The following is a 25,052-nucleotide window of genomic DNA, read 5'->3' as shown; positions in this document are numbered from 1 at the left end:
AAATGATGCAAAAGTACATGCTGATGAGCACAAAAGAAATCGCTTACATTTTAAATGAAGAGACATTCTAAAGCGATCATATGAGTTTTCAGCATCTATCATTTCTTTTTTGGCGTTCCCGTGGTGCCACGATCTACATAGTACATCGGGAAGATATGTTCCATCTTCTCTAACTGTTCTCCTTCTACTAACTGCGTTAGTAAAGAAACCGCTTTTCTTCCCATTCCAACTAAATCAACATGAACAGAAGATAAAGAAGGGGTTAGAAAACTTGCAATGGGCACATCATCAGCACCAACGACAGACAAATCATGAGGTATTGACACATTTGCGATATCTGCCGCTTTCATGACCCCTATCGCCAAAAAATCTGAAGAGCAAACAACTCCAGTCATGTGCTGGTTTCCTTGGAGAAATTGAGAAACCACTTCTACTACTTTTCCCCCATCAAATTCATCTAACTCAAACACAAGCTCTTTGTTCATTGTTAATCCTAAACTTTTCAGTGTACGCTCATATCCCTTGTAATACCTCACACTATGCATCGAACTCATTGGACCATTGACCAGTCCAATGGTTCGATGACCTTTATCAAATAAAGCCGTGACAGATTGGCACACACCTTCTTCATCATCAGGCCTGACACATGGAAATGGAGAATCCTCTAAGTAACTTCCGACAACGATAATGGGAATAGCTAAACTTTTTAACCAATCCATGCTCAATTCTTCATTTCTTGGAGAAAATAAAATGGCACCATCTACAGCCTGCGTTTCAAGTAATCGCTGCTGCTGTACAGATGTAAATGACATCAACATATTGAATTCAGTCTCATCTAATTCCTTCGCTATCCCATCTAAAATCGTCGAAAAAAATGGATTATTCAAAATATATGAACCACGCGGAACCACGACAGCAATATTGCCAGTCTTTCTTTTAACGAGCCCTCTAGCTCCTAAATTAGGACGATAGCCTAATTCATCAATCACTTGTTTAATTCTTTCAGCCGTTTGAGCACCTACTCCTGGTTTGCCACTTAATACTCGGGAAACAGAGGCGATAGATACTCCAGCTTTCAATGCGACATCTTTAATACTTACTGACACATTTCATACCTCCGGGAGTCTGTTGTTTTATACTCTATTATAACCTGACTCACCTTCATCATGAAATCAATGGTCTGTTATTTACTAACGTTTTCCTTAAGTAAACCAACACTTTGAAGGCCCTGACGAATCTCTTCTTTTTCCTTTTGAGTTAAAGGTAATACTGGCTTCCTCGCAAGCGAACTGCTGATCAAACCTCGCTGGAACATCGCTTCCTTCATTCGCAGATGAGAGGTAGAGGAAGGTTCATCCATTTTATACACAGCATGCTTTAATTCAAAGATTCTATCGTACACTTTATTAGCCGCTACAAGGTCTTGTTCTTCCACACATTTCACAAGCTCAGCAATCAAATCTGGTACAAAACAGCCGAAACCTACAAGCGCCCCATCAATTCCTTGAACTAATGTTGGCAATAAATATTCATCGTGACATGTGAGCAACGATACATCTGGTGCATGCTTTTTCAGTGCGCGCACATCGACTTCATATTGCGCCATGTCTCTTTGACCGATTTTAAATGAGACAACGTTTGGAATCTCCGACATTTCTAATAATTGACTGGTTGTATAAGAGGTTTTTGTCCATGTTGGATACTGATGGACGATGATTGAAATGTCAATTGCTTCTGCAACATCTTTAAAGAATTGGACAGGTGACTCAGGCTGCATACCGAATCTCAGCCATGAATGTGGCGGCATAAGAAGAATACCTTCTCCACCAGCTTCCTCCACTGCTTTTGCATGCTGGATCGCTTCAATTGTCCCTTCAGCTGAAACCCCAGAAATGACAGGAATTTCTCCCTTTAATTCGTCGGCTGCAATACGCACAGCTTCAGCTCGTTCATGTGGCAGCAAAGTCATAATCTCGCCAGTATGTCCATTGACAACGATCCCATTAATCCCTTCGTGCCCCGCCACCCAGCGAACAAGCTTACGAAAAGCAGGTTCATCAATTGAATAGTCATCTTTAAAAGGAATTAAGACTGCCGGGAATACACCGCTCCATTTTTCTTTATTTTTCATCAACAAATTCCTCCCCATCCGTTATAGTAAACGTTTACGGTAAGCGTTTACGTTAATAATCATAGAATGATATAACCGAAGGTGTCAACCAGATTTTTAAAAATTATAATAATTCAAAAAACTATTATTGGAATTTAGATACTATTTTATTTTTTCAAAAAAAGAAAATGAGAGATATATTTCGTTTCCCACATCAATCAAATAACCTCATCATCTTGACCTAGTTGTAGTCTAATCACCACTTTTTTCAAACGGCTAGACACACCACATAAAGGATGCATACATTTTGATATAGTGACGAAGGAAAAAACATCTTTTCTTCTTTTTTTCATCCATCATCCAACTTAGACTGTGATTTCTTTGACTACTCCTGATCTAATAGAAAAAGTCTACCCCATAGGATAGACTTTTTTATTTCGAATATAGATCCCAGCCAAGCTTGAGTGTGTCGACAATATAATTGGCGACTTCTTCAGCTTCTAGATGATCTGTTTCCACTCTTGAGTTATGAAGGGAATAAATTTCCCGGCGCTCTTCAAACAGCTCTTTCATCTCGTCAAGCGTGCGGTTATGAAGAACAGGACGGTTTTCAATTAAAATATCCAGCCGCTGCTTCCAATTCTCCCAAGATAGGTCAAGGAAAAGAACCGTACAATGCTTTAAGCAAGATCGTTTGATTTCTTCCTGTTTAAACGCACCGCCTCCAAGAGACACGATCTTTAGCTGAGTATGTTCACATAAATCGACGATATAGTCCTTTTCAGCCTGCCTGAAGAACGCTTCTCCTTTTTGCTGAAACATTTCTGGAATCGTCATGTTGTACTTTTTCTCAATCTCCTGATCAACATCAATAAAATCTCTATATAACTTTTTGGCAACCAGCTGCCCAATGGTTGTTTTCCCAACGCCCATAAAGCCAATGAGGACAATATTTCGCTGTCTCACAGGAATCTCTCTATTGTTTTTCATGTTCGTGACACGTCCTCCTTACGACAAGGAATGCTACATAATGTTTCTATTATATGATAAATGGACTGAGAAAAGATAGGCATTCTTAAAAATTGTGTTTGACGACGTAACCGAGCTGTTCGGAGAGCTTCTCGGCATGCTCTTTCACTTTTTGCTGCAGCTGAGGGATGACATCTTCAGTAAATCGTTGGGTCGGTCCAGATATGGATAAACATGCCTGCACTTCCCCGTGAATGTTAAAGATCGGTGCCGCCACTGCCGCCGATCCGACTTCCCGTTCATCAATACTGCAAGCGGTATGCGTTTCAAGAATATGACGACATTCTTTTTGCCATTCCTCCATCGTCATGTGATCAGCCTCAGATGCGAAAACTTGCTGTTGAAACTCTTCGCTTTGGAAAGCAAGTAGCACCTTTCCACCAGCACCAGCGTATAACGGCAGCTTCTCACCGATTTTCACAAGATGCCGAATCGATTGCAGCCCTTCGGCTTGTTCAATACATACCCTGCTTTTGTGATCGAGCACATACAGGTTGACGGTTTCCTTTGTTTCATCACGAAGTGTGTACATGAGCGGTTTTGCCAGTTCCCTCAATTTGATGGACTTCCCAGCAATATAACCGAGAAGATAAAGTCTTTGACCGAGCCGGTACTTCATCGTCTCTTGGTTCTTTTCCACAAAATGATTCATTTCAAGTGCCTTGAGCAGTCTCGTTGTGGTAGACATTGCTAAGTTCATCTCTTTTGAAATGTCCGTTAGCGTCAACTCTTGACGTTCTTCGCTAAAGCAAGAAAGAATATCCAAAGCCCGCTGAACGGTACGCAATCCTGATTCTTCTTTTGACTTTTTATCAGCCATGTTCACTTTCTCCTTTTCCCCTTTGATTTCTTATCGACATGATTAACCAATTTTGCTATAATCCATTTTAAATGTTCCATTAAAAGAAAACAAATTCCACTGTACGGAATAAAACCGATAGATGTTTTGATGGAGGAGATATCATGATCTACCTGCTCATTTTCACACTTCTTATTAGCTTATACATCGTTCATCAACTATTCCCTGCTCCCATTCTCTCCTATTTGGTTGGTCTGCTGGCGGCTACTTCGCTCACCATTTCCTTTAAGAAGGCCAATGGACTTTATTTGAAAACGGGTGCTATGTTTCTCTTGATTGGATTGGTGTTATTTTTCTGGTCAGAACAGCCTTTGCATACGCTTTTTCTTCATTTTCATTCCATGCTAGGCTTGCTTTCTTTATTTTTCATGTTGCCATTTATTCATTCTCTCATACATGTTGGACATTTCGATACTCAATTAAATAAACTGCTTACCTTACATACAACAAGTACAAATCAGCTTTATCGCAAGAGTTCATTTGTCACTCATGTTCTTGGCATGTTTTTAAATATCGCAACGATTCCCTTATTATATACATCCTTGAAACCGTCGCTGAACGCCCTTCAGGAACAAGTCAAACAGCACCTTTATACGCGCAATCTTTTAAGGTCATATGCGCTATGTCTTAGCTGGAGTCCTGTCGAAGTACTGGTGAGTGTCACCATTGATGCAACCAAATTGAAATATTATCAGATTGCACCCGTTACGTTTTGTTTAATGGTGCTTGTACTGTTGACGGATTGGTTGCTGTTTTCTCGTCAAAGCAAACGATTGCCGCATATCATCCAGCCGGCGGAAGCTCACTCCAACCCTCATCGCATCAAGAGAAAAACCCTTCAGCTTGCTTTCATGCTGCTCAGTTTTATGACAGTCGTTTCGCTTGTTGACGCCTGGGTTGGGAAAGGTTATCTGTTCGCTGTTGTGCTGACGATTATTCCTTTCGCTCTATTATTCTCGTCTATCATCAAAAAACGAAAACAATATGTAGCCGTCTCTATTCCCCATTGGAAAGAACGGACCCGCCGGCTCTCCAATTATATGTGTCTATTTTTAAGCGCGGGCTTCTTTGTCGATATGCTGCTTGTCACAAACAGCCTGCAGCCGATTCAAGCATTTATCGTCAGTATATCAGATCATGCCATTTGGGTTTATGGGGTCATCGGGCTGTATTTTCTCATCACCGCTCTTTGCGGTTTTCACCCGCTCGTTTCGCTTGCTCTCTTAGTGAGCTTGATGGCACCTGTCATTCATGAACTACCTGCCCTTCCCATCGCCATCATGCTCATTATCGCTGGAACCTCAACGGTCATGTTTAGCCCATATAATGTATCTGTCTCCCTATTAGCCGATTTGATGAAGGTCAACCCTTACCGAATCACTCGATGGAATATCTGGTTTGCTGGTTTTTATATCAGCATGGGGATCGCATGTGCAACGATCATCACCGTCATCTTTTATTCATAGAAAAAGAGAACCCAATGAGTTCTCTTTTTCTTACTCTCTATTATTTTAATTGAATCCGTTCAATCTTACCTACAATAAAGATATACGACAACGCTCCGCCTAATGCCACTAGGCTGACGAATAAAATACCGCCGTTGTAAGAGCCTGTCGCCGATACAATGAATCCGATAATCAGCGGGGTGATGATGCCGGATAAGTTAGCAAAAAAGTTGAATACGCCGCCAGCCAGCCCGACCATTTCTCTTGGTGCCACCTCAGACAGCATGGTCCAGGAGATATTAGACAGTCCTTGTGCAAAGGAGGCGATGGATAAAATAGTCAGCACAAGCGGGATATTCGTTGTAAAATTCGCTAAAACAATGGTACTTGTCAGAAGCAGACCGACCACAACCGGCAGCTTTCTCGCTACATTGACCGATACACCCTTTTTAAGCAGCCAGTCAGACACATATCCTCCAAACAGCACCCCAAAGAATGCAGCGATGTATGGCAGAGATGCCGCAAAACCCACTTTGAGAAAGGCCATATTTTTCGCCTCTGCTAAATAGGTCGGAAACCATGTTAAAAAGAAAAAGAGGGTAGACGCAACAGAAAATTGACCAATATAGAGTCCAATCAATTTACGATATTTTAAAAGTGCGGCAAAGTCTGCCCATTTCAGTTTCTCCTGTGATGCCACTGTCAGTCCTTCGCCTTGACGGATCAATTCTAGCTCATCTTCATTGATCTTTGGATGCTCTTTCGGTTCGTGATAATACTTGTACCAAAAGAAAGCAAATATAATACCGAGCGCACCAGCAGTGATAAAGACGGTTCTCCAATCGAAAGTTGTCATGATCCAAAAAAGAAGAGGTGTCGCAAATGCAAGCCCCACATACTCTCCAGCGGTATAAACCCCTGTTGCAAATGCGCGTTCCCGCCTTGGAAACCAAGTGGTCACAATGCGGTTATTCGCAGGAAATGCGGGAGATTCTGTAATTCCGATAAACAAACGGCAGCCAAATAAGAAGGCAAAGCTGTTCGCAAACGCCTGTAAACCGGTGAAAATAGACCAAGTAATGAGTGATATTCCATACGTTACCTTTGATCCAAATTTATCAAGAATAAAGCCGCCAGGGATCTGCATGGCTGTATAGGTCCAGCTAAATGCTGAAAAGATGAGGCCTAATAAGGCAGGGTTTAATTGCAATGAAGACTGAATCGCAGGTGCAACAATGGATACACTGGCTCGATCAATATAGTTAATAGCGGTAATAAAAAACAACAGAATCAAGATGCCGAAACGAGCTTTTGTTGGTTTCGCATAAGCAGGCCGCAAGTCGTTCCCCTTCAGTTCTGAATGCACTTTCATAACCATCCTCCTTTGTTTCCGCAGCGTGCGGATCGGTTGAGTGTCTTAAATGACCCCTTTTTCTTCTAACTGTTTACACTCTTCTTCTGTGAAGCCAAGCATTTTCGTTAAAATTTCATAATTATGTTCACCTAAATCAGGCGCAATATGGCGAATACGGCCGGGGGTTTTTTCAAACTTCGGAATGATCCCAGGCACTTTCACTTTTCCAAGACGCGGATGATGCACCTCGACAATATTTTCTCGTGCTTTAAATTGCGGATGCTCAAAGATATCCCGAATGCTTAGAATCGGACTCACAGGCACACCATGTGTATCTAGAATGTCTAGGACGTCATCTCTTGTTTTGGACGCAATCCACTGCGAGACGATCGCATCCATTTCATCGTTATGCTTCAGCCTGGCTGCATTCACAGAGAATTTCTCGTTCTCAAGTAAATCTAAGCGATTCATCGCCTCTGCCAATCGATTAAAGGTCGAATCTGTACTTGTCACAAGAACCAAATAATGCCCATCCTTTGTCTCATAGGTGCCGGCAGGGCTTGAATGACCGCTTAACCCTGGTGAACGCTCACGCACCTTCCCTAGCTTGTCATATTCAGCAACCAAAAATTCTAACATGCGGAACACAGATTCATAGAGAGCCAAATCCACCATTTGCCCTGTTCCTTTTGGATGTGTGTCACGGTAATACATCGCTGTCACAGTGGCAAACGCCACATAGATTCCGGCGATATAATCCGTAAGGGAAAAGGACGGGCTGACTGGATGCCGATCTGGAAACCCTTGAATATATGTAAAGCCGCTAAACGCCGTCGCAGGTGTACCAAACCCCGCCTTGTCCTTAAATGGACCGGTTTGCCCATAACCCGAAACTCGAATCATAATTAAACGAGGGTTGATTTCTTTTAATACATCGTACCCAACGTCCCATTTTTCAAGTGTTCCCGGACGAAAATTTTCAATGATCACATCAACCTGTGCTGCAAGCTTTTTAAAAATATCTTTTGCTTCTTCTTTGTGTAGATCGAGTGTAAGAGATTTCTTATTCCTTGAAAGCCCTGACCACCTCAAAGGTTCACCATCTGCAAAAGGACCAACATGCCGCAGTGTATCCCCTTTTCCAGGAATCTCGACTTTAATGACCTCTGCACCGAAATCCCCTAGAAGCACCGCGCCGTATGGTGCAGCAATCATTGTAGAAACATCTAATATTTTGATTCCTTCAAGCGGTGTATTCTTATTCATTGCTTGACTCCCTTTCGTTCAATTGATAAAGGGCTAAAATGCTTTCTATTTTAGCCCCTTTTCTTCTTTCTCTCGTGCAAGGTTTTTTAGTCCTTCGGAAGCTGCCCTTGCGGTGTATAGAGCCAAATCAGCCATAAAGGTTCGTCCCCTGTGTTCACATGCTGATGCGGGACACCATCTGGAATAAACATAAAGTCATTTTGTTTAAATGATTGTCTTTCTCCGTCGCAAATGACTTCGCCAGACCCTTTAATCACATAATCAAATTCCTCTGAACCCGGGTGATTGTGTACCGAGCTTGCTTCGCCCGGCTCAAAAATAGTGAGACCTGCCATCATATGCTCTGACCCTACGGTATCTGGTGTGATCGTTTGAAACACTTTCCGAATCATTTTCTCTTCTGGATGATCTAAACCTAACCATAATGGATGACCGTCTTGAAATGGATTTAATACTTTAATTTTCATTGTTGATTCCTCCCTAGTCATGTTTAGTTCACACTGACATGTGAACGTTTTGTATTTGGTGAATAAATATCATTAATGTTCCAATGTCCATCAGTAGGCACTGGATCATTTTTCATCGCTACATCAATGACACATGGCTCCTGAGAAGCGATTGCTTCAGCCAAAGCTTCTTTGAATTCAGAAGCCGCCGTAATTTTGATCCCCTTCATCCCATAACCTCTTGCAATGGCTGCAAAATCAGGCGAATAGCTTTCTCCATCTTTTCTAAAAACAGTGCCGTAAGTCGTTTCATAGTGTGCCATTTGCAAGCCGGCGATCGTCCCAAACGCACTGTTGTTCATCACAATCCACACGACAGGAATGTTTTCTTCCATGGCTGTTGCGAGAACAGATGGATTTTGACCGAATCCGCCGTCCCCAACAAGTGATACAACGACACGGTCAGGCTGGGCAATCTTTGCTCCAAGTGCAGCGGGAGCGCCAAATCCCATCGTCGCAAAACCACCTGGGGTTAATATAGTGCCTGGCGTGTATACAGGAAATTGCTGTCCTACCCCATTTTTATTCCAGCCAACATCGGTTGTAATGAAAGCATCCGGCGGCAATACTTCCCGCACTTCCTGCAAAATACGCTGTGGTTTCATTGGGAAAGACTCGTCTTGAATATTCGTCAAATTGCTCTTCTGAAATTCCTCACGATATGCCGCAATGTCCTTTTTCAATTCAGGGCGATCCAGACCTTCTGGCAGCCTTTCTTTCGCCACACGATTGAGTACAGTCAACGCCTGCTTGAGATCTGCTACCGCTCCAATTTCAACAGGATAGTTCCGGCCAATTTCATTCGGATCAATGTCAATATGAATGAGCTTGGTTGATTGGAAATTGAACGTATACTCCGATTCCCACGAACTCGCATCTGCTTCAGCAAAACGGGTGCCTAAAGCCAATATATAGTCCGCTGCTTTACACTGATCATTGATAAATTTCGTCCCCCAAAACCCTGTCATGCCAAGGGTCATTGGATGATCATCCGGCATCGCCCCTTTCCCCATCAAAGAATGGGCAACAGGGATACTCAAATGGTCAGAAAATGCCTTTAACTCTTCTGCTGCATCGGCTAGTAAAATGCCTCCCCCTACATATAAGAGTGGTTTGTCTGCCTGCAGCAATCGATCTAATATCCGATTCGCTGTTTGATCATCAATAGATGGTTTTTCAACGGTGTGTGTATGATGAGCGATTTGTTCAAATAACGACACATCTAAGTCTTTTGAGAACACATCCATCGGAACTGAAATCAGGACTGGCCCAGGGCGACCGCTTTCAGCTAACTGAAACGCTTTTGATAAAATTTCTGGAAATAATTCTGGAATGTCGACTCGCCATGCTCTTTTCACAAATGGGCGATAAATTTCGTATTGAGAAGCATCGGAATGAAGATTGATTTCTTGGTGTGGGTGCTTTCCGTAGTAATGACTTGGAACATCTCCTGCAATGACAACCATTGGAATGGAATCGAGTGCGGCATTCGCTACGCCTGTTGCCGCATTGGTGAGTCCAGGACCTAAGTGACTGAGCACAACAGCCGTCTGTTTTTTCGCTCGTGCATAACCATCTGCTGCATGCGCCGCTATCTGTTCATGTCTGACATTCACAAATTGAATACGGCTTTTTTCTAGGGCTGATAAAAAAGCAATATTCGTATGACCGCACAGACCGAAGATATGCTCAACTCCTCGATTTTCTAAATACTGAATGACCTGTGTAGATATATTCTTCTTCATGTTTCTCTCCTCTCACGGTGCAGCTATGAATCTGCTACTCACTGATTCTTTGAAAACACAATCGATAGAACGGCATTCAAATCCTGTATCGCAACTTGTCCAGGTGCCGAGCTTTCTTTCCCTACAGCAAAGGTCATGACAGACCCAAAGAGTCCACCTACCATTCTTGTGAAGGCACCATATTCCCCCATCGCCATCGAAATAACGGGGATGGACAGATGCTTTTTCGCCTTGCCTGTCGCAGAGAGCAGTGTCAGTGCATCCTCATAGGAATGCGGCATGACGGCGATCTTTGCGATATCGGCGCCAACCGATTCTGCATTGGTGAATAGCTCCACAAGCCGATCTGCCTCCGGGGTACGCTGGAAATCGTGGTACGACACAATCAAGATGACCCCGTTTCTCTTAGCCGCCTGACTGACTTGCTGGATATGCGAGACATCATGCATTAATTCAAAATCAACGGCAGCCACAAGCTGAGTGGCACAAAGCTCGACAAGCAGGGAAACCTTTTCATCCTCTGAGAGTGAAATGCGTTCGCCGCCCTCTTTTTCAGAACGAATGGTGAATAAAAATGGGATGTTATCTGCCTTTTCAATCATCCCTTTCAGGGTGGTGATGACTTGTTCCTTGTCATTGAGGTGATTGAAAAAATCCGCTCGCCACTCTATCACATCAGGCTTCTTCTCAGCTAACACCTCAACTTCAAGAAACAATTCTTCCTTTGTTTGTCCAATGGGCGGCGTACAAATCATCGGCTGACCGCCTGTCTGCGCACTCTTTACCTTTTGCTGAAAGACATTCACATCCATCTGCCCCCTTTATAGCCCATTTGGCAGCACAACCATTTTGGTTTCGGTCATCTCCTCGATGGCGAAACGCGGGCCTTCCCTTCCAATACCGCTTCGTTTAATCCCGCCATATGGCCAGTGATCTAGTCTGAAATTCGATGTCCCATTGATGACTACGCCACCAGTTTCAAGCTCTTTTGCTGCGTGTAACGCAACATCCAGCTGATTCGTAAAGACACCTGCCTGCAAACCATATCGACTATCGTTTGCTTCTTTGATTGCCTCATCCAGCTCCTCATATGGGAGAATGCTGACAACTGGACCGAACACTTCTTCACAGACGACCTTGGCTTGTTTTGGCGGGTTTAGCAAAATAGCCGGTGTGATGCTTGCGCCATTTCGTTGTCCTCCAGATAAAAGCTCCGCACCCATTTTCTCTGCCTCTTGTATCCATGCCTCCACACGTTTTGCTGCCTGTACATCAACCATACAGCCGATATCACTTTCACTAGACAGCGGATCTCCAACGACGAGCTGTTCTACTTTTTGTTTAAGTGTCTCAGTAAATGTCGACAAAATTTGCTTGTGAACATAAATTCTTTGAACAGAAATACAGCTTTGACCAGAGTTGCTAAAGCCCGTTTTGGCACAAAGAGAGGCGGCTTGCTCGATATCTGCATCATGATGAACAATCGTCGCTCCATTTCCTCCGAGTTCCAGCAGTACCTTTTTTAATCCAGCCGAGTTTGAAATATGTTCTCCGCCCACCGCACCGCCAGTAAAAGAAACAAGATTGGTTCTTTCATCAGTGACTAACTGTCTGCCGGCGTCTACTCCTCCAATCACAAGCTGCAGGCTCTTTTCAGGAAACCCTGCTTCAAGCAGGAGCTTAACAAACGCTGTGGCAACAGCTGATGTTTGCGGTGCTGGTTTTAAAATAATCGCATTCCCTGCCGCAAAAGCTGGACCGATTTTGTGACAAATTAAGTTGAGAGGCGCATTAAAAGGCGTAATCGCCAGCACAACCCCAACCGGCACTTTAAATGTCATCGCCATTGCTCTCTGTCCACGGGAAGATACATTGCCAGGAATAGTCTCACCGATTAGTCGATTGGCTTCTTCGGCTGACTGCGCCAGCGTTTCAATTGATCGTGAGACTTCATCTCTTGTATTTTTAAGCGGTTTTCCTAATTCTAAAGAAATGAGTTTTGCAAAATGCTCTTTTTGTTCTTCCAATAAGGCGGCTGCCTTTGTTAGAAGCGTTGAGCGTTCTAATGCTGATATTGCCGCTATTTGTTTTTTAGCTTGCTGCGCAATAGAAAGCGCTTGTTCAATATCTTCTGAGGAGGCAAGATAGGATGTACCGATGCTTTCCCCAGAGTATGGATTGATGATATCTTCTTTGCCATGGTTTGCATCCAGCCATTCGCCGTTTATATATGACAACGCTTTCAATTCACTCAAATTTTCTCACCCTCCTTCAAGTGACGCGTCCCGACCCCCGCATAACGAACCAGTCTTTCTTCATTCGGACAAGGGCCTTTCACTAGGGCACCTTTTGTCAGCTCTTCATATGCATGCGCCACGATGCCCATTCCTCTGGATAAGGAAAAGATGCCTTTTGCCGCTTCAGCTGGAATGTTTAATTCACATTGGATCGCAGCAGATACACCATCTATGTTCATCGTGATTTTTTTCCCTTTTAATTGTTCTAGTTCATGTCTAATCGCCTCAGCTAACCGTAAGTACGTTCCGCTGATATCACCTTGTTGCACATATGTTTGACTCAGCTCATACAGCCGTCTCACTCTCGGATCATCATCATGCAGCTGATGACCGATTCCTGGAATTTTTTCCTTGCGAGCTAACCACGTCTGACATACTTGCTTTGCAGCAGACTTCATATCTTTTTGTGCATCATAAACCGCTTTGGCTTCGTATAACATACGCATCGCCTTTTCTCCGGCTCCGCCATGAATATCACCTAATAGATTCACCCCTGTTGCAACAGAGGAATTAAACGAAATGCCGCATGTAACCGCCATTCTTGCCGCTGCAATAGACGGTGCCCTTGGCCCATGATCCGCACCTGCGACCAGAACACTTTCAAAAAGAGCTGCCTTCGAATCATCTAGTAATTCACCAACAAGCAGTAAATAAAGCATTTGTGGATACGATAATTGACCAATAAGCTCTTCAATTGGATAGCCCCGAAGTTCAATTGAATTTTTTTGAATATGACTAATCTCAGTCTCCCACCAAGCGCCTCCTTCTTTGTATATTTCCAGTGCACTTCGATTTTTCATCGTGTGAATCATTCCTTTAGCCTCTTATTTGGAGATGAACGACTCCTTAGATTCCGTCTAGTGGAATTCAATTTCACTTTTTGGAATGTGTTTTCATTGTAAGCGCATTCGTTTTTATCGTCAATCATTTTTTCTGAAAATACTGTCTTTTGATAAGAAATTAAGTGAATCGAACTAATTATTTCACCACTTATTCTTCAATATATCCTTTATTTAGTAAAACAGACTTATGTAGATCGTTCTACTAATTAATGAACCATTTCCGATTCATTCTGTCAAATCCAGCTGAAATTTGACATAAAAAGACCCCTCCATCTTCTGGAGAGGTCACTTATTTTATTTCCACCAGTCATCAAACATAGAAGCTGGTACTTGACGTTTATGTTCTGATTGAACATAGCGTTTTTCAATCGCTTCTGCTGCTTGATCTGAAACTGGTTTTCCTTCTAAGTAATCATCAATTTCATTGTACGTAATACCAAGTTCTGTTTCATCCGTTTGTTGAGGCTTGTCATCCAGCAGATCGGCTGTCGGTTTCTTTAAGTATAATCGCTCCGGCGCCTGAAGGGTCTCAAGCAGCAACCGTCCTTGGCGTTTCGTTAAACCTGTGAGCGGAAGGACATCTGCACCGCCATCCCCATACTTCGTGAAAAAGCCCGTCACAGCTTCGGCTGCATGATCCGTTCCAATGACAAGTAAGCCTTCCTGTCCACCGACGGCATACTGTGCGATCATTCTCATGCGTGCTTTGACGTTCCCCTTATTAAAATCAGACAGCGCACCGCCTGTTTCCTTTTGATATTGTTCACTGAATGCCGTCACGGCAGGTGCGATGTCATATTTCCAAGACTTGTCCGGCTGAATAAATGATAGAGCCAGCTGCGCATCGTCTTCATCCTGCTGCGTGCCATGCGGAAGACGGACCGCAATAAAGACAGCATCCTCTTTTCCTTCTTGACGAAGCTCACTTACAGCAAGCTGAGCGAGACGGCCAGCAAGCGTTGAATCCTGTCCGCCGCTAATACCGAGAACGAATCCTTTTGCACCGGTCTTTTTCAAGTACGCCTTTAGAAATCCAACCCGTTTTTCGATCTCCTGCTTTGGGTCAATTGAGGGCTGCACATGCAACTCTTGGCTGATTTTTTTCTGCAAACTCATACACTTTTCCTCCTAAGCATCCTCTACATGAAGAGAACAGGTTTTACTTCCATTTCAATTGATTTACCTACGATTTTAGCCACTTTATTATATCATGTTTTGATAAAGGATATTTTTTAGACGTTCCCCTTTTTCATAAATGATCAAACATTCACAAACGAAATAGACCAAGCCGCTTTGACTGGTCTTTCCTTTTCAATCAATCTCCACCCGGATGGATGTACAGCTTGAACCATTGCATTTTCCAATGTCGGCGGGACATGCAGACACCGCGACAATGAGGTCCATTTCTGCACGCAGGCGGATGTAATCACCGGAGAGCGATTTTGGCAGCTCGACAGACAACTTTCCTTTATCATCAATGACTGTATTCATAAAGACATTAAAAGGATAATACATATCCTCTTTTGGAATCCCGAATGGCTCAAAGGCCGTCCTGAGATTATCGTAGCATGTATGCATGACCTCTAGGTGCGTACGCCCATATAAGAGCTGATACATTTCTTGCCGGCACGCAGGCATATATAAATCATGACATTCGACTGTATCTTCGATGACCGTAAACATTGGTTTATATAAATTAGAATAAAGCTGATCTCCCTTTTTCACCTTGGAAGAGAACAGGCTGTCCATTGTAGCGCCTTGATCAAATTTTTCATAAAAATCCTTTTCATGATAGGCCATCACATCTGCTACTTGCTGCCCTTCGACATCAACCACTCGCATACATTGTCCTTTTCCTAACCGAAAACCAAGCCCATCCTTTGGTAAAATTACGTATTCTCCGTTCATCACATGCACTCCTTTCCATGTTGACAGTATGCCCAAAACGTCCTCTTGATCATGTATAAAAAAAAGAGGCGGTTACAAGCTAATGCTATTGAATCAGAAAGGTGTTGCACATGCATTGAAAGAAGAACAATCTTTATCTTGGTGGCAGCTTTCTCTTATCGGAGTCGGCTGTACAATCGGCACTGGTTTCTTCCTTGGTTCCAGCATCGCCATTACAAAGTCCGGTTACTCCGTCTGCATTTCATTTTTGCTTGCGGCAGTCGGCACATATCTCGTCTTTAAACACCTGGCTGCGATGACAGCCGAAAACCCAGATAAAGGATCATTTTGTTCCTATGCCCGAAAAGCCTATGGGCGCTGGGCGGGTTTTAGTAATGGCTGGGTGTATTGGTTTTCAGAAATGCTCATCACAGGGAGTCAGCTGACGGCGATTTCTCTTTTTACTCGTCACTGGTTTCCATCCATTCCACTTTGGGTATTTTCAGCGATTTATTCCGCTCTTGCCCTGCTTGTGATTATCATTGGGCTTTCTTCTTTTCAAAAGACGGAAAATGTCCTTGCCGTGCTGAAAACCGGGGCGATCCTATTGTTTGTCGTCCTTGCGGTTCTTGTTTTATGTGGCATTCTCACAGAGCATAGGCCCACCCTCCACCTGCCAAATAAAGACCATGAATGGATGCCGCTCGGCCCGCTCGGTCTATGGAATGGGCTGATTTATGCGTTTTATGCTTTCGGGGGAATTGAAGTCATGGGGCTGATGGCGGTTCATTTAAAAGACCCGAAAGACGCCGCAAAATCTGGACGTGTGATGCTGATCATTCTTGCTGTCATTTATATCGTCTCCATCGGACTTGCGCTTTTGCTTGTGCCAGTGACAGCCTTTAACGAGAATAGCAGTCCATTTATTACATCACTGGAGCCATTTCATTTATCCATTTTTCTTCATATCTTTAATGGCATTTTCATTATTGCCGGGTTTTCCACATTGGTTGCCTCCCTCTATGCGGTCACGACGCTGCTTGGCACGATGTCGGAGCATCAGGATGCACCTGCTTGTTTTAAACAAAAAGAACCATCTCATGTCAGATGGTCTTCAATTCTTTTAACTGCTGCAGGGTTGATTGTCTCGATTTTGCTGGCACTCTTTTTGTCCAAACACATTTACGAGCATCTCACAACGGCAGCCGGTTTAACTCTTTTGTACACATGGGTGTTTATTCTGCTTTCAAGCAAAAAACTGTCAAAGCCATCCACTCGCCAAACGTGCGAAATGGTTCTTGCCCTGATCTTAATTGGTGCAGCTGTTTCAGGTACTCTGACAGAGGCAAGCGGACGACCTGGCTTTTTTATTAGCCTTGGAATCATTGCTGTAATTGGCATCATGGTACTCTTTATGAGAAAAAAGTGGAAACAGGATCAGGCCGCATCATAATTTCATCATGTTTTTTAAAGCAGTAAATGGACATTTGGCGGAGGCTGGTTTCTCCGCCTCATCATCTGAAAGAAAGTATTGTTTCCATTCTAAATTTTTCTGATCCCCATACCATTTTAAAGCTGGGTGTACATCTACTTGATCATACGCCTTCAGCCTCTTCCGAACGAGTTTACTCATTTTTTGACCAAATGTGGTGGAACCGTTCATCTTTTCAAACACCCACCTTGGTTGAAAGGCCCACATCACATAAGGAAAGTGACGACTTTTTCTTAGCTTATGCGCTGGTGTCGCGCATAAAATAAAATAAGGCTCCCCATGAAAACAAAATTCCCATTCATGATTTTCAGGATCTGATGGGATTTCCTCTGGCCATTTCATTTCATCCTTTTGATGTAATTGCTGAACCATCGACCAAAACTGCTCCTCATACTCTTCGAGCGAATACTCTTTCATATCCTGTGGTGTTTCAAAAAAGCAAATGAACGAAGCATATTGACCGGTTTCCCTAGAGCAGCTTTGGTATTCCCTTAAAAGCTCTGCTAATTCATTCAAGGCCTCTTCTCCCCGCGGATCACCGACAAACCCATAACGCAAATGATCGAGAAAAAATCCTTGTCTGCCTGGTACACACGGAAATGTATCTGCCTCATCCCCGACCATTTCTCCAAACTGTGTGAAAGCATCCTGCTTCCATTCATCTAGTGATCGTAGATTTTGATCAAGGCAACTTTTTGCATACAGCTGGGCCATTTTCTTCCACCTCGTTTTAGCGTCTTCTCCATAGCCTATGAGGAGGAAAAAGCTGTGGTGACTGTCCTTCAACGACTTTCACTGGACATTCACAGGGTGGTTGATTTGCCGGATGAAGCAGGAATTCACTTCCATTTATCTAATCATGTATGAGTATGCTTCTGCATATCATCATTTAGCCGCCTCTATCTAATAGAGTCGGTCATCATAAAAGAAATGGGTGAATGACATGCGTCTTCTTTTTCTCCATCCGATGTATCTGATCTTATTTACACTACCAGTGATGGCTTTCCTTTGGGGATTTGTTGGTTATCTGCTATTTAAACGGATATGGCCTGTCCTCATATTAACGTCTGTGATCTCGATGATTTTCATCTTCGTTTATACTGGATTTGACCTTAGCAATCTATACTGGGTCCTTCTAATGACGGCTCTTGCTTTTGTATCAAGCGGATTCTCGAAGGTCATACACGTTCATTTTCAGGAGAAAAAACGGGAAAAACCTTTATGATTGATTCTTCTTCTTTAAAAAGACTGAATCAAGCAGCCAATAAATAAAGGCCGCGCAAAAGCTAAATAGATAAACTTTGTAGCTAATAAAGACGACAACACCATAATCAATCCATAAAGCAAGCGCCGAACAAACCACCCACGCCCCGATAAAATAAACCAATAAATCACGGCGCCGAAACTTCTCAGGATGACGGTGTAAAACCATTTGGATAGGTGCAGCAAATAGGACATAAGCGATCAAAATAAAAAGACTGGTGACCTCCACATAACTGAATCTGGATTCAGGTGGGGCAAACAACATGGTATAAACGAATGTCGCTGTGATCACAGACAAAATCAGCATACACACATAGTTGAATGCTGGCAGGAACATACTCATGGCAAAAACTCCTTCAATTTTATGTATCTTCCATCATTATTGAAGAGTGTCCTATTATTGTCAAATATGAAAAAGGGCTAAAATGATTTAGATTTTAGCCCTTTTTCTGATCAACCATTCTATCCAATGAGCGCCATGATCCCTTGATATCCAAAGTAAGCACCGAAGCCAAGTAAAGAGAGACCTGCCAGAACGGATAAGCCGTGCAAAATCCGTTCATTTAAATATCGTCTAAACGTACTGGCGAGCAGCGCCATACAGAAATCCCATAAGAGCATGCCGATGAAAATAGCAATGCTGTACATCAGCATTTGAGATGCCCCGTACTTTTCAATCGTATTGGCTAAAATACTGCCATAGATCCCAAGCCAAAATAATATACTAAGCGGATTGGAAAGGGAAATGAAAAATCCCGTCATGAACGAATGCCCGATCGACGTGTTTCCTCCGTCCTTCTTTGGGCTTTCATGCAAATTGATTTTACGAAGGCTTTCAATACCGGTATAGGTCAGAACGAAAAAGCCGAACAGCCACAAAAAGGTTTTCACAAGAGGTGCAGTCAAAAGCTGGGCGACACCAAAATAGATGAGGATCATATAGACAATATCCGCAGCCATAGCCCCCACACCAAAAATCCAAGCGTGCCAAAATCCACTTTTAATCCCTCTGTCGATTTGGGCTGCATTGACTGGCCCAACAGGCGCTGAAAGTGACAACCCTAAAAAGATATAACCAAAAAACACCGCCACATAGACGTCCTCCTTTTGATGCTGACTTGTACATGTTATTCACGCTTTCGTTGTTTTAGTACAAGTCCTTCGTCACCTTTTCTGAAGATAAGCTATACAAAAGGAGGAGCCACCAGATCAGCTGCTTATCGATCTGCTTTCATCGCCGGCGGCTGTGTGGGTATGGTTTCTTTTTTCCGAGATCGATTCATTTGAATGGCAGCCGCAAAAAGGAGAACAGCTAAAAAGGCGAAAACAAAGACGGCGCTTGCCGCACCTGCCCACTCAAGGCTAAACCCAATCAAAAAGGACAAACAGGCTCCACCTAAACTAGCGGCGGCAATAAAATAACTCGTTGCCTCGTCGATGGCATTTTCAATCATTAATGCAGAAGCCGTCAAGGCAATGGGGAACATGCCAGCTGCGCACAGACCGATGAAAAAGATAAGAATCAGCTGCGCAGCGATGTGGGTGGCTAGAGCAAATATGGCGAGCAGCACAATCATCAGCGCTGCGCTTAACTTTAAAAAACGCAGCGGATGCAGCTGATCGGCTTTTCTCGCAATGACAGTTCTGCCAATGACGATCGCTGTCCAAAAAGTAGAGACCGCAAAAAGACCCCAGTTGTCTCCCCCTTTTTCCAGCATGATCGACGGTAAAAAGTTCGCAAAGTTCGTTTCAATTCCTGCGTAGAAAAACGCAAAACAGATCATAAGCACCACAATCATTCGATTCCCTCGATCAAACAGCAAGGACGGTTTCTTCATGTCTTGAACAGGAGCCGCCATCTGCCCACGAGGGAGTTTATTCATAAAGGTAAGCCAGAGCATGAGAAAAAAAGTCAGTGCACCGACTTGAAATAAAAACACATAATGCCACGTTTCCTCTGTCACAGTCAGCAGAATCAATAGAGGAAATAATAGCGCACCTAATCCAAAAAAGACCTCCATGATGCTGATTCGCTTTGCACTGTTTGCCATTGAAATCACATACGCCCCGGCCGTCGTCTCAAGACTGCCTGCACCGCTCCCAAGGAAAAAACCTGCCACCACAAGAATCGTCCAGCCCGGCACCAAAAGGCCAAGAAGAAGCGCTCCGATCATCAGCAGCAACCCCATTGTCAGGACAGCCCCATAACCTTTTTTCCTCACAAGAATGGGCGACAAAAGAACGCCTGTCAAAAAACCAATAAACTGAAAGAAGATTAAAGAAGATAATTCCCCAGGACCCTTATCATAACTAGACAGCAAATAAGGCGTTAAACTGCCAAAAAACACATGAATGGTCCCAATAAAAAAATAAAAGATACAGCCAAAATAAAACACCTTTTTCATCTTTTCACTTCCTCTAAAAAGGAGCGGAGTCATGATATCCTCCGCTCCACCTCTTCATTAATATGCACGGGCAGAGACGACAGCCTCTTCCCTCTCGAAGCATGTATTCAGCGCAGCCTGCGCGCGATAACCATCTTCAAAATCAGCTACCTTCATATGAGATGGATATGAGTTTGTATTTACCCAATGCATCAGCTGATCACGGAATGTATCAGACCATCCATAAAATTCATTCGGCGGATCTGTCAGCAATGTTTGCGGCATTTGATGACGCTCTACACACAAACCATCACTGATCTCATATTCGTTTTTCATGTTTGTATGGTATTTAAAAACCTTGTCATGCCCCACCACTTCTACACTAAATCCACATTCCTCGGGCTGCGTACTTTTGGACGTCACCAAATGAAAGAACACTTGATTCTCCATTTGTCCGAAAATTTCGGTATGGTCATCAACCTGTACCTTTTTCTCTTCTTTTTCCTTTACATGTGTCAGCATCTTCGTATTAAGGGATTCTTTTTTCATTTCACTGCCAAATAAGTACCACAGCATATCAATCAAATGAATCCCTAAATCTCCTAATGCACCGCTTGTACGCAGACTTTCGCCGCTATCTCTCCACGAAAATGTCTTTCTTCTAAGGGCACTATTTTTCTTAAAATGTGTCCGTACTGTCAAAACGCGTCCTAATTCACCATTGGCGATCAAGTTCTTCAAAATATTCACAAAGGATAAATAGCGATAGTTAAAGCCCATACTGGCTTGAACCTGGAACTGTTTGGCTGTCTCCACCATTTCCTTCGCTTCTTTTAACGATACAGCCATCGGTTTTTCGCATAAAATCGGCTGTCCTGCTCTAAGCGCCTGAAGGGCATGGTCCTTGTGACAGAAGTTAGGGGAAGCAATGATCAATCCATCTGATGCATCCGCTAGTGTTTCGATACTGGCATACACCCGTCCGCCGTACTGTTTAATAAATCCTTGTGCGACGGATTCGTGCAAGTCATAGACCCCAGATAATTCTGCACCTTTGATCGTTGATAAGGCTCTAGCATGTGCTTTTGCAATATTCCCTGCTCCAACAATTCCAATTTTCTTCATGAATGTGCCTCCTCATGTTTATACATCACTGTTTTCAATGTTTCATAGATTCCTTTTGCATACCCATGATGACAAATTTGATGATGGTGCCGTTTGGCTTCGGCTGTTGCATTTTGGACAAGAAAGCCGTGCGTGACGGATTGAAGCATCCGCAGGTCATTCCCACTATCACCAAAAGCAAAGCCCTTATCTTTTGACAGGTTATATTGATTCAGCATAAACCGAACGATTTCATCCTTCCCTGTTCCCACTGGTAAAAAATCAACGTCATAGCAATCCGCAGGGTCACCCGCAAGTGGGTTGCATTTGTTGATGTTCACCGCCACACCCCGCTCCTTCGCAAGTGTATGGATGAACGATAGATGATGGAGATCTGTTCGTTCATCCTGCTCCTGATAATAGAAATTCTTTTTATACCCAGAGCTGCCTAGCTGCGTTTGCGGCCTAAGGGTGATCCCCTTTTCACGTACGGCTTGCAGAATATCTTCAATTTTTTCGTCTGAAAAGCCCTGTGCATCAAGCCGTTTCATCCATTCTGCATCCGGCTGTCCAAATTTCCCATTTGATGTATACACGATTTCAGTTCCTAAATTCGACGCAATAAAATGCGGGAATTGATAGAAACCGCCTTTCACCATTTTGCTCGTAACAGAATCGAGGCTGCTTCCCGTCACCCAGCCCAGCATGAGCTGTCCGGCTTCGCTCTTTTCTGCCACAAAAGCTTCCAGCCGTTTTACATCCTCTCTCTGCTCCTCGGTCATTCCGTGAGAATAGTAGGTCTCATCGAAATCACAGAAGACGATCCACTGCGGATGTTGCGGTTGATGCACAAGCTTTTTATTGAATGGAAGATTTGATAACATGATGAACCCCCTCGATGACTTTCTCCTGATCTTGCAGCGGCATACCTGGATAAAGCGGCAAATGGAGTAATTGCTGTACGGCTTTTTCCGTATGTGGTAGTTCCGTTTGTCTATACTTTTGAGAAACAAGATTCGTTTGATGCTGATGCGATAAAATTGGGTAATAGACGTCTGTTTCTATGCCCATTTCTAATAATTTCTCTGCCAGCTCATCTCGGCTTCCCTTCACCACTCTGATCGGGAATAGATGCCATACATGATCGTCTGTCAGCTTCGGAAGCTTAATATAGCCTTCGTCTTCCAGCGTTTGCAGCTGATCTATGTATCTCTTTGCCAAGTAAAAGCGTTTAAAGTTTTGTAAACCTAAATATTTCATTCGTTCTAGCCCGATTGCGGCCTGTAAGTTATCAATCTTAGAATTAAAGCCATAGTCACTGCGCTTCACGTTTTTCTTTCCTGGTTCAAAACCGTGATAGCTGATTTCCATGCATTTTTCTGCTAGGGCTTCATCATTTGTCGCGATGGCTCCTGCCTTCCCGCAAACTCCAAGGTTTTTGTAAGGATTAAAGCTGAGAACAAGTCCATCCCCAAATGCCCCAAGCCCGCTGCTGCCAATCGCCTGACAGCCATCCTCAATGATCGATAGACCATGCCGTTTTGCAATCGTCGAAATGGCCTTCATATCCGCTTGCTTTCCATACAAATGAACCGGGAGAATACATACTGTCTTATCTGTGATATGCTTTTCTATTTCATTCGCCGCTAGGCAGTAGGTGTCTGGATCAATATCGACATAGACTGGAACCGCCCCAATCGCAAGCACTGCATTTTCTGTTGCAGCAAAGCTGTTGGCAGGTAGGATGACCTCATCTCCAGGATGGACGCCTGCTGATATTAAACTGATCATCAAGGCATCTGTTCCACTTGATGTGGCAATGACATATTTTTTCCCTAAGTACGCTGCGAGCGTCTTTTCAAACTTTGGAATATAAGGGCCTGATGTAAAACGGCCTGAACTTAATACTTCTTTCAGCACCTGCATAATATCATCGATCTCATCCTCTGAAATCAGTTTATCGACCGGCAGGAACGGTATCTTTTTTTCCTTATTTTGTTTATAATGGAAGAGAATTTTTTCCAAACCTGTACGCGCAATATCTTGCTCAAGGAACGCAGCAAGCTTATCATTCGCTAGATTCTTTTCAACTGAATCAGCCTTTACTTGAACACCTTGATTGATCATATCCAGCAACGGTAGATAATCCTTGCTTTTACCTGATATCTTCGTCAATATTTGCATTCCATTCCCTCCAATTAATCAATTCCATTTGTTAATATTTAACTTGTTTCACATTGTAAATGATGTTATCGATTTCAGAACAATAACTTTGTGTAAAGGATTTGTTAATATGTGTACAATTTATGAAATTGCCAAACGCTGCGGGGTTTCAACGACCACTGTTTCTCGGGTGCTGAACAACCATCCATATGTATCAGAAGAAAAGCGCCAGCACATTTTACAGGTGATGAAGGAAATGGAGTATACACCAAGCTCAGCAGCCCGCACCCTTCGGTCACATCAGACAAAAACCATTGCTGTGTCTGTTCCAGCTGTGGACCATCCTTTTTTTGCACAATTGATTAAAGGCATTTCAAAGGAAGCACTGGATCAAGGGTATAAAGCCATCGTGCTCCAGACGTTTTATCAAGAATCAGTAGAACTTGAAGGGCTTCAATTATTAAAAAGAAAAGAAGTAGATGGTGTCATATTGGGGGCGTTAGAAAATAAGTGGGAAACAATCGAGCCATTTTTATCAAACGGCCCGATCGTCATGGCAAATGAATTTCATCAAACAGCAGACATTCCGATTATCGGATATGATGAGCGGGAAGCTGCTTATAAAGCGGTTGACTACTTGATTCAATCAGGGCGTACATCCATTGGATTTTGCTTTGATACAGAAAGCAGTGAAGCACAAAAACAAAGAAAGCAAGGCTATCTTGATGCGCTTTCTGATCACGGTTTGCCGCTTAAAGAAGATTGGCTGTTTGGCGAGGCTTTTACCATTGAAGACGGCTTTCGTTTGATGGACTTAATCCACCGGATGCCGGATGCGCCGGATGCGATTTTCACCGGCAATGATCAAGTGGCAGCAGGCCTCATTAAACAAGCCATTTCATATGGATATGACATTCCTAAAGATTTAGCGGTGATCGGTTATGACAATCAAGACATTTGCGAGGTGACAGCTCCAACGATCACGACCATCGACATCCCTATCGTCGAGCTTGGCCAGCAGTCTGTCAAACAAATGATTCAGCTGTTGCAAGATCAAAAACCATTACAACGTGAACATATTCAGCTACCTACTCGGCTTGTCACACGAGAATCTACATAAAAAAAAGACTGAGAAATCTCTCAGTCTCAGCGTGTAGACAAACCCTCGCATTCTTTGTCAGTCCTGCGCTCTGGTGCTCACGAATGCCGAATTCGCTCCGCTCCAGTGCTCGTCCTTCCTAGACTGCAAAGGTTTTCTTTCACGCTGAAAAGAAGACAAAGGGCTAAAATAAAGTACATTTTAGCC

General features: G+C 43.3%; 24 protein-coding genes. 4 read left to right on the top strand and 20 right to left on the bottom strand.

Annotated features, from left to right (window positions below):
• Positions 1-98 precede the first annotated feature (98 nt).
• From NST09_RS01860 to NST09_RS01845, 4 genes are all read right to left on the bottom strand, one after another.
• Positions 99-1,106 (bottom strand): LacI family DNA-binding transcriptional regulator, encoded by a 1,008-nt coding sequence (locus NST09_RS01860; RefSeq protein ID WP_017358562.1) that lies wholly within the window; start codon positions 1,104-1,106, stop codon positions 99-101.
• A 77-nt stretch (positions 1,107-1,183) separates the two neighbouring features.
• The gene (locus NST09_RS01855) at positions 1,184-2,131 is read right to left on the bottom strand and encodes a dihydrodipicolinate synthase family protein (RefSeq protein WP_060832059.1); all 948 of its coding nucleotides are present in this window, start codon (positions 2,129-2,131) and stop codon (positions 1,184-1,186) included.
• 411 nt (positions 2,132-2,542) lie between these two features.
• Positions 2,543-3,100: a shikimate kinase gene (locus NST09_RS01850; RefSeq protein ID WP_007498270.1), complete on the bottom strand. Its 558-nt coding sequence runs from the start codon at positions 3,098-3,100 to the stop codon at positions 2,543-2,545.
• A gap of 85 nt (positions 3,101-3,185) precedes the next feature.
• On the bottom strand, positions 3,186-3,959 hold the full coding sequence (locus tag NST09_RS01845) for an IclR family transcriptional regulator (protein WP_017366579.1): 774 nt from the start codon (positions 3,957-3,959) through the stop codon (positions 3,186-3,188).
• Between the two features lie 143 nt (positions 3,960-4,102).
• Between NST09_RS01845 and NST09_RS01840 the strand changes: the two genes are divergently transcribed.
• Positions 4,103-5,464, top strand: a complete 1,362-nt coding sequence (locus NST09_RS01840; protein WP_342493282.1) for a hypothetical protein — start codon at positions 4,103-4,105, stop codon at positions 5,462-5,464.
• Positions 5,465-5,504: 40 nt separating this feature from the next.
• On the opposite strand, the gene NST09_RS01835 is transcribed toward NST09_RS01840, so the two are convergent.
• The 9 genes from NST09_RS01835 to NST09_RS01795 all read right to left on the bottom strand — a co-directional run bounded on the left by NST09_RS01835 (position 5,505) and on the right by NST09_RS01795 (position 15,361).
• Positions 5,505-6,815 (bottom strand): MFS transporter, encoded by a 1,311-nt coding sequence (locus NST09_RS01835; RefSeq protein WP_008342087.1) that lies wholly within the window; start codon positions 6,813-6,815, stop codon positions 5,505-5,507.
• A gap of 45 nt (positions 6,816-6,860) precedes the next feature.
• On the bottom strand, positions 6,861-8,063 hold the full coding sequence (locus tag NST09_RS01830; RefSeq protein WP_146271393.1) for a CoA transferase: 1,203 nt from the start codon (positions 8,061-8,063) through the stop codon (positions 6,861-6,863).
• An 86-nt stretch (positions 8,064-8,149) separates the two neighbouring features.
• Positions 8,150-8,530, bottom strand: a complete 381-nt coding sequence (locus NST09_RS01825; RefSeq protein WP_017366575.1) for a cupin domain-containing protein — start codon at positions 8,528-8,530, stop codon at positions 8,150-8,152.
• 23 nt (positions 8,531-8,553) lie between these two features.
• Positions 8,554-10,314, bottom strand: coding sequence for a thiamine pyrophosphate-binding protein (locus tag NST09_RS01820; RefSeq protein WP_079920443.1), 1,761 nt, complete (start codon positions 10,312-10,314; stop codon positions 8,554-8,556).
• Positions 10,315-10,352: 38 nt separating this feature from the next.
• Positions 10,353-11,126, bottom strand: coding sequence for a type I 3-dehydroquinate dehydratase (gene aroD / locus NST09_RS01815; RefSeq protein ID WP_342493281.1), 774 nt, complete (start codon positions 11,124-11,126; stop codon positions 10,353-10,355).
• Between the two features lie 9 nt (positions 11,127-11,135).
• On the bottom strand, positions 11,136-12,569 hold the full coding sequence (locus tag NST09_RS01810) for an aldehyde dehydrogenase family protein (RefSeq protein ID WP_202734005.1): 1,434 nt from the start codon (positions 12,567-12,569) through the stop codon (positions 11,136-11,138).
• The gene (locus NST09_RS01805; protein ID WP_272511972.1) at positions 12,566-13,423 is read right to left on the bottom strand and encodes a citryl-CoA lyase; all 858 of its coding nucleotides are present in this window, start codon (positions 13,421-13,423) and stop codon (positions 12,566-12,568) included. Before NST09_RS01805 ends, NST09_RS01810 begins: the two co-directional genes overlap by 4 nt.
• Before the next feature lie 324 nt (positions 13,424-13,747).
• Positions 13,748-14,569: an ammonia-dependent NAD(+) synthetase gene (gene nadE / locus NST09_RS01800; RefSeq protein WP_007498287.1), complete on the bottom strand. Its 822-nt coding sequence runs from the start codon at positions 14,567-14,569 to the stop codon at positions 13,748-13,750.
• A gap of 195 nt (positions 14,570-14,764) precedes the next feature.
• Positions 14,765-15,361 (bottom strand): urea carboxylase-associated family protein, encoded by a 597-nt coding sequence (locus NST09_RS01795; protein WP_008342104.1) that lies wholly within the window; start codon positions 15,359-15,361, stop codon positions 14,765-14,767.
• Positions 15,362-15,443: 82 nt separating this feature from the next.
• Between NST09_RS01795 and NST09_RS01790 the strand changes: the two genes are divergently transcribed.
• On the top strand, positions 15,444-16,793 hold the full coding sequence (locus tag NST09_RS01790) for an amino acid permease (RefSeq protein WP_007498290.1): 1,350 nt from the start codon (positions 15,444-15,446) through the stop codon (positions 16,791-16,793).
• Here the strand turns inward: NST09_RS01790 and NST09_RS01785 are convergent.
• A complete protein-coding gene (locus tag NST09_RS01785; protein WP_342493280.1) occupies positions 16,788-17,546 on the bottom strand; it encodes a YqcI/YcgG family protein in 759 nt (252 codons plus the stop codon). The two genes, NST09_RS01790 and NST09_RS01785, sit on opposite strands and share 6 nt — an antisense overlap.
• Before the next feature lie 229 nt (positions 17,547-17,775).
• Between NST09_RS01785 and NST09_RS01780 the strand changes: the two genes are divergently transcribed.
• The gene (locus NST09_RS01780) at positions 17,776-18,057 is read left to right on the top strand and encodes a DUF2651 family protein (RefSeq protein WP_008342109.1); all 282 of its coding nucleotides are present in this window, start codon (positions 17,776-17,778) and stop codon (positions 18,055-18,057) included.
• Here the strand turns inward: NST09_RS01780 and NST09_RS01775 are convergent.
• The 6 genes from NST09_RS01775 to NST09_RS01750 all read right to left on the bottom strand — a co-directional run bounded on the left by NST09_RS01775 (position 18,052) and on the right by NST09_RS01750 (position 23,767).
• Positions 18,052-18,438, bottom strand: a complete 387-nt coding sequence (locus tag NST09_RS01775; protein ID WP_342493279.1) for a UPF0715 family protein — start codon at positions 18,436-18,438, stop codon at positions 18,052-18,054. The two genes, NST09_RS01780 and NST09_RS01775, sit on opposite strands and share 6 nt — an antisense overlap.
• Before the next feature lie 119 nt (positions 18,439-18,557).
• Positions 18,558-19,187: a LysE family translocator gene (locus NST09_RS01770; RefSeq protein WP_008342111.1), complete on the bottom strand. Its 630-nt coding sequence runs from the start codon at positions 19,185-19,187 to the stop codon at positions 18,558-18,560.
• Positions 19,188-19,312: 125 nt separating this feature from the next.
• The gene (locus NST09_RS01765; RefSeq protein WP_342493278.1) at positions 19,313-20,500 is read right to left on the bottom strand and encodes an MFS transporter; all 1,188 of its coding nucleotides are present in this window, start codon (positions 20,498-20,500) and stop codon (positions 19,313-19,315) included.
• 57 nt (positions 20,501-20,557) lie between these two features.
• Positions 20,558-21,604, bottom strand: a complete 1,047-nt coding sequence (locus NST09_RS01760) for a Gfo/Idh/MocA family oxidoreductase (RefSeq protein ID WP_007498302.1) — start codon at positions 21,602-21,604, stop codon at positions 20,558-20,560.
• Positions 21,601-22,467, bottom strand: coding sequence for an HAD-IIB family hydrolase (locus NST09_RS01755; protein ID WP_342493277.1), 867 nt, complete (start codon positions 22,465-22,467; stop codon positions 21,601-21,603). The genes NST09_RS01760 and NST09_RS01755 overlap by 4 nt, the downstream gene beginning before the upstream one ends.
• Positions 22,442-23,767: a DegT/DnrJ/EryC1/StrS family aminotransferase gene (locus NST09_RS01750; protein WP_342493276.1), complete on the bottom strand. Its 1,326-nt coding sequence runs from the start codon at positions 23,765-23,767 to the stop codon at positions 22,442-22,444. The genes NST09_RS01755 and NST09_RS01750 overlap by 26 nt, the downstream gene beginning before the upstream one ends.
• Before the next feature lie 109 nt (positions 23,768-23,876).
• Between NST09_RS01750 and NST09_RS01745 the strand changes: the two genes are divergently transcribed.
• On the top strand, positions 23,877-24,866 hold the full coding sequence (locus NST09_RS01745) for a LacI family DNA-binding transcriptional regulator (RefSeq protein ID WP_342493275.1): 990 nt from the start codon (positions 23,877-23,879) through the stop codon (positions 24,864-24,866).
• Positions 24,867-25,052: the final 186 nt, after the last annotated feature.

This window comes from Bacillus sp. FSL W7-1346 (assembly GCF_038593335.1).
GTDB classification, from domain to species: Bacteria; Bacillota; Bacilli; order Bacillales; family Bacillaceae; genus Bacillus; species Bacillus altitudinis.
The sequence above is the reverse complement of the archived record's forward strand: the minus strand, read 5'-3'. Positions and strand labels throughout refer to the sequence as shown.

Bases quoted from the DNA above. Each gene is read 5' to 3' on its own strand.
- NST09_RS01805 (WP_272511972.1), bottom strand. From the start codon at position 13,423: ATGATTCACACGATGAAAAATCGAAGTGCACTGGAAATATACAAAGAA.
- NST09_RS01840 (WP_342493282.1), top strand. From the start codon at position 4,103: ATGATCTACCTGCTCATTTTCACACTTCTTATTAGCTTATACATCGTT.
- NST09_RS01795 (WP_008342104.1), bottom strand. From the start codon at position 15,361: ATGAACGGAGAATACGTAATTTTACCAAAGGATGGGCTTGGTTTTCGG.
- NST09_RS01855 (WP_060832059.1), bottom strand. From the start codon at position 2,131: ATGAAAAATAAAGAAAAATGGAGCGGTGTATTCCCGGCAGTCTTAATT.
- NST09_RS01835 (WP_008342087.1), bottom strand. From the start codon at position 6,815: ATGAAAGTGCATTCAGAACTGAAGGGGAACGACTTGCGGCCTGCTTAT.
- NST09_RS01785 (WP_342493280.1), bottom strand. From the start codon at position 17,546: ATGGCCCAGCTGTATGCAAAAAGTTGCCTTGATCAAAATCTACGATCA.
- NST09_RS01750 (WP_342493276.1), bottom strand. From the start codon at position 23,767: ATGCAAATATTGACGAAGATATCAGGTAAAAGCAAGGATTATCTACCG.
- NST09_RS01830 (WP_146271393.1), bottom strand. From the start codon at position 8,063: ATGAATAAGAATACACCGCTTGAAGGAATCAAAATATTAGATGTTTCT.
- nadE (WP_007498287.1), bottom strand. From the start codon at position 14,569: ATGAGTTTGCAGAAAAAAATCAGCCAAGAGTTGCATGTGCAGCCCTCA.
- NST09_RS01850 (WP_007498270.1), bottom strand. From the start codon at position 3,100: ATGAAAAACAATAGAGAGATTCCTGTGAGACAGCGAAATATTGTCCTC.
- NST09_RS01765 (WP_342493278.1), bottom strand. From the start codon at position 20,500: ATGAAAAAGGTGTTTTATTTTGGCTGTATCTTTTATTTTTTTATTGGG.
- NST09_RS01745 (WP_342493275.1), top strand. From the start codon at position 23,877: ATGTGTACAATTTATGAAATTGCCAAACGCTGCGGGGTTTCAACGACC.
- NST09_RS01790 (WP_007498290.1), top strand. From the start codon at position 15,444: ATGCTATTGAATCAGAAAGGTGTTGCACATGCATTGAAAGAAGAACAA.
- aroD (WP_342493281.1), bottom strand. From the start codon at position 11,126: ATGGATGTGAATGTCTTTCAGCAAAAGGTAAAGAGTGCGCAGACAGGC.
- NST09_RS01845 (WP_017366579.1), bottom strand. From the start codon at position 3,959: ATGGCTGATAAAAAGTCAAAAGAAGAATCAGGATTGCGTACCGTTCAG.
- NST09_RS01825 (WP_017366575.1), bottom strand. From the start codon at position 8,530: ATGAAAATTAAAGTATTAAATCCATTTCAAGACGGTCATCCATTATGG.
- NST09_RS01780 (WP_008342109.1), top strand. From the start codon at position 17,776: ATGCGTCTTCTTTTTCTCCATCCGATGTATCTGATCTTATTTACACTA.
- NST09_RS01760 (WP_007498302.1), bottom strand. From the start codon at position 21,604: ATGAAGAAAATTGGAATTGTTGGAGCAGGGAATATTGCAAAAGCACAT.
- NST09_RS01820 (WP_079920443.1), bottom strand. From the start codon at position 10,314: ATGAAGAAGAATATATCTACACAGGTCATTCAGTATTTAGAAAATCGA.
- NST09_RS01755 (WP_342493277.1), bottom strand. From the start codon at position 22,467: ATGTTATCAAATCTTCCATTCAATAAAAAGCTTGTGCATCAACCGCAA.
- NST09_RS01775 (WP_342493279.1), bottom strand. From the start codon at position 18,438: ATGAGTATGTTCCTGCCAGCATTCAACTATGTGTGTATGCTGATTTTG.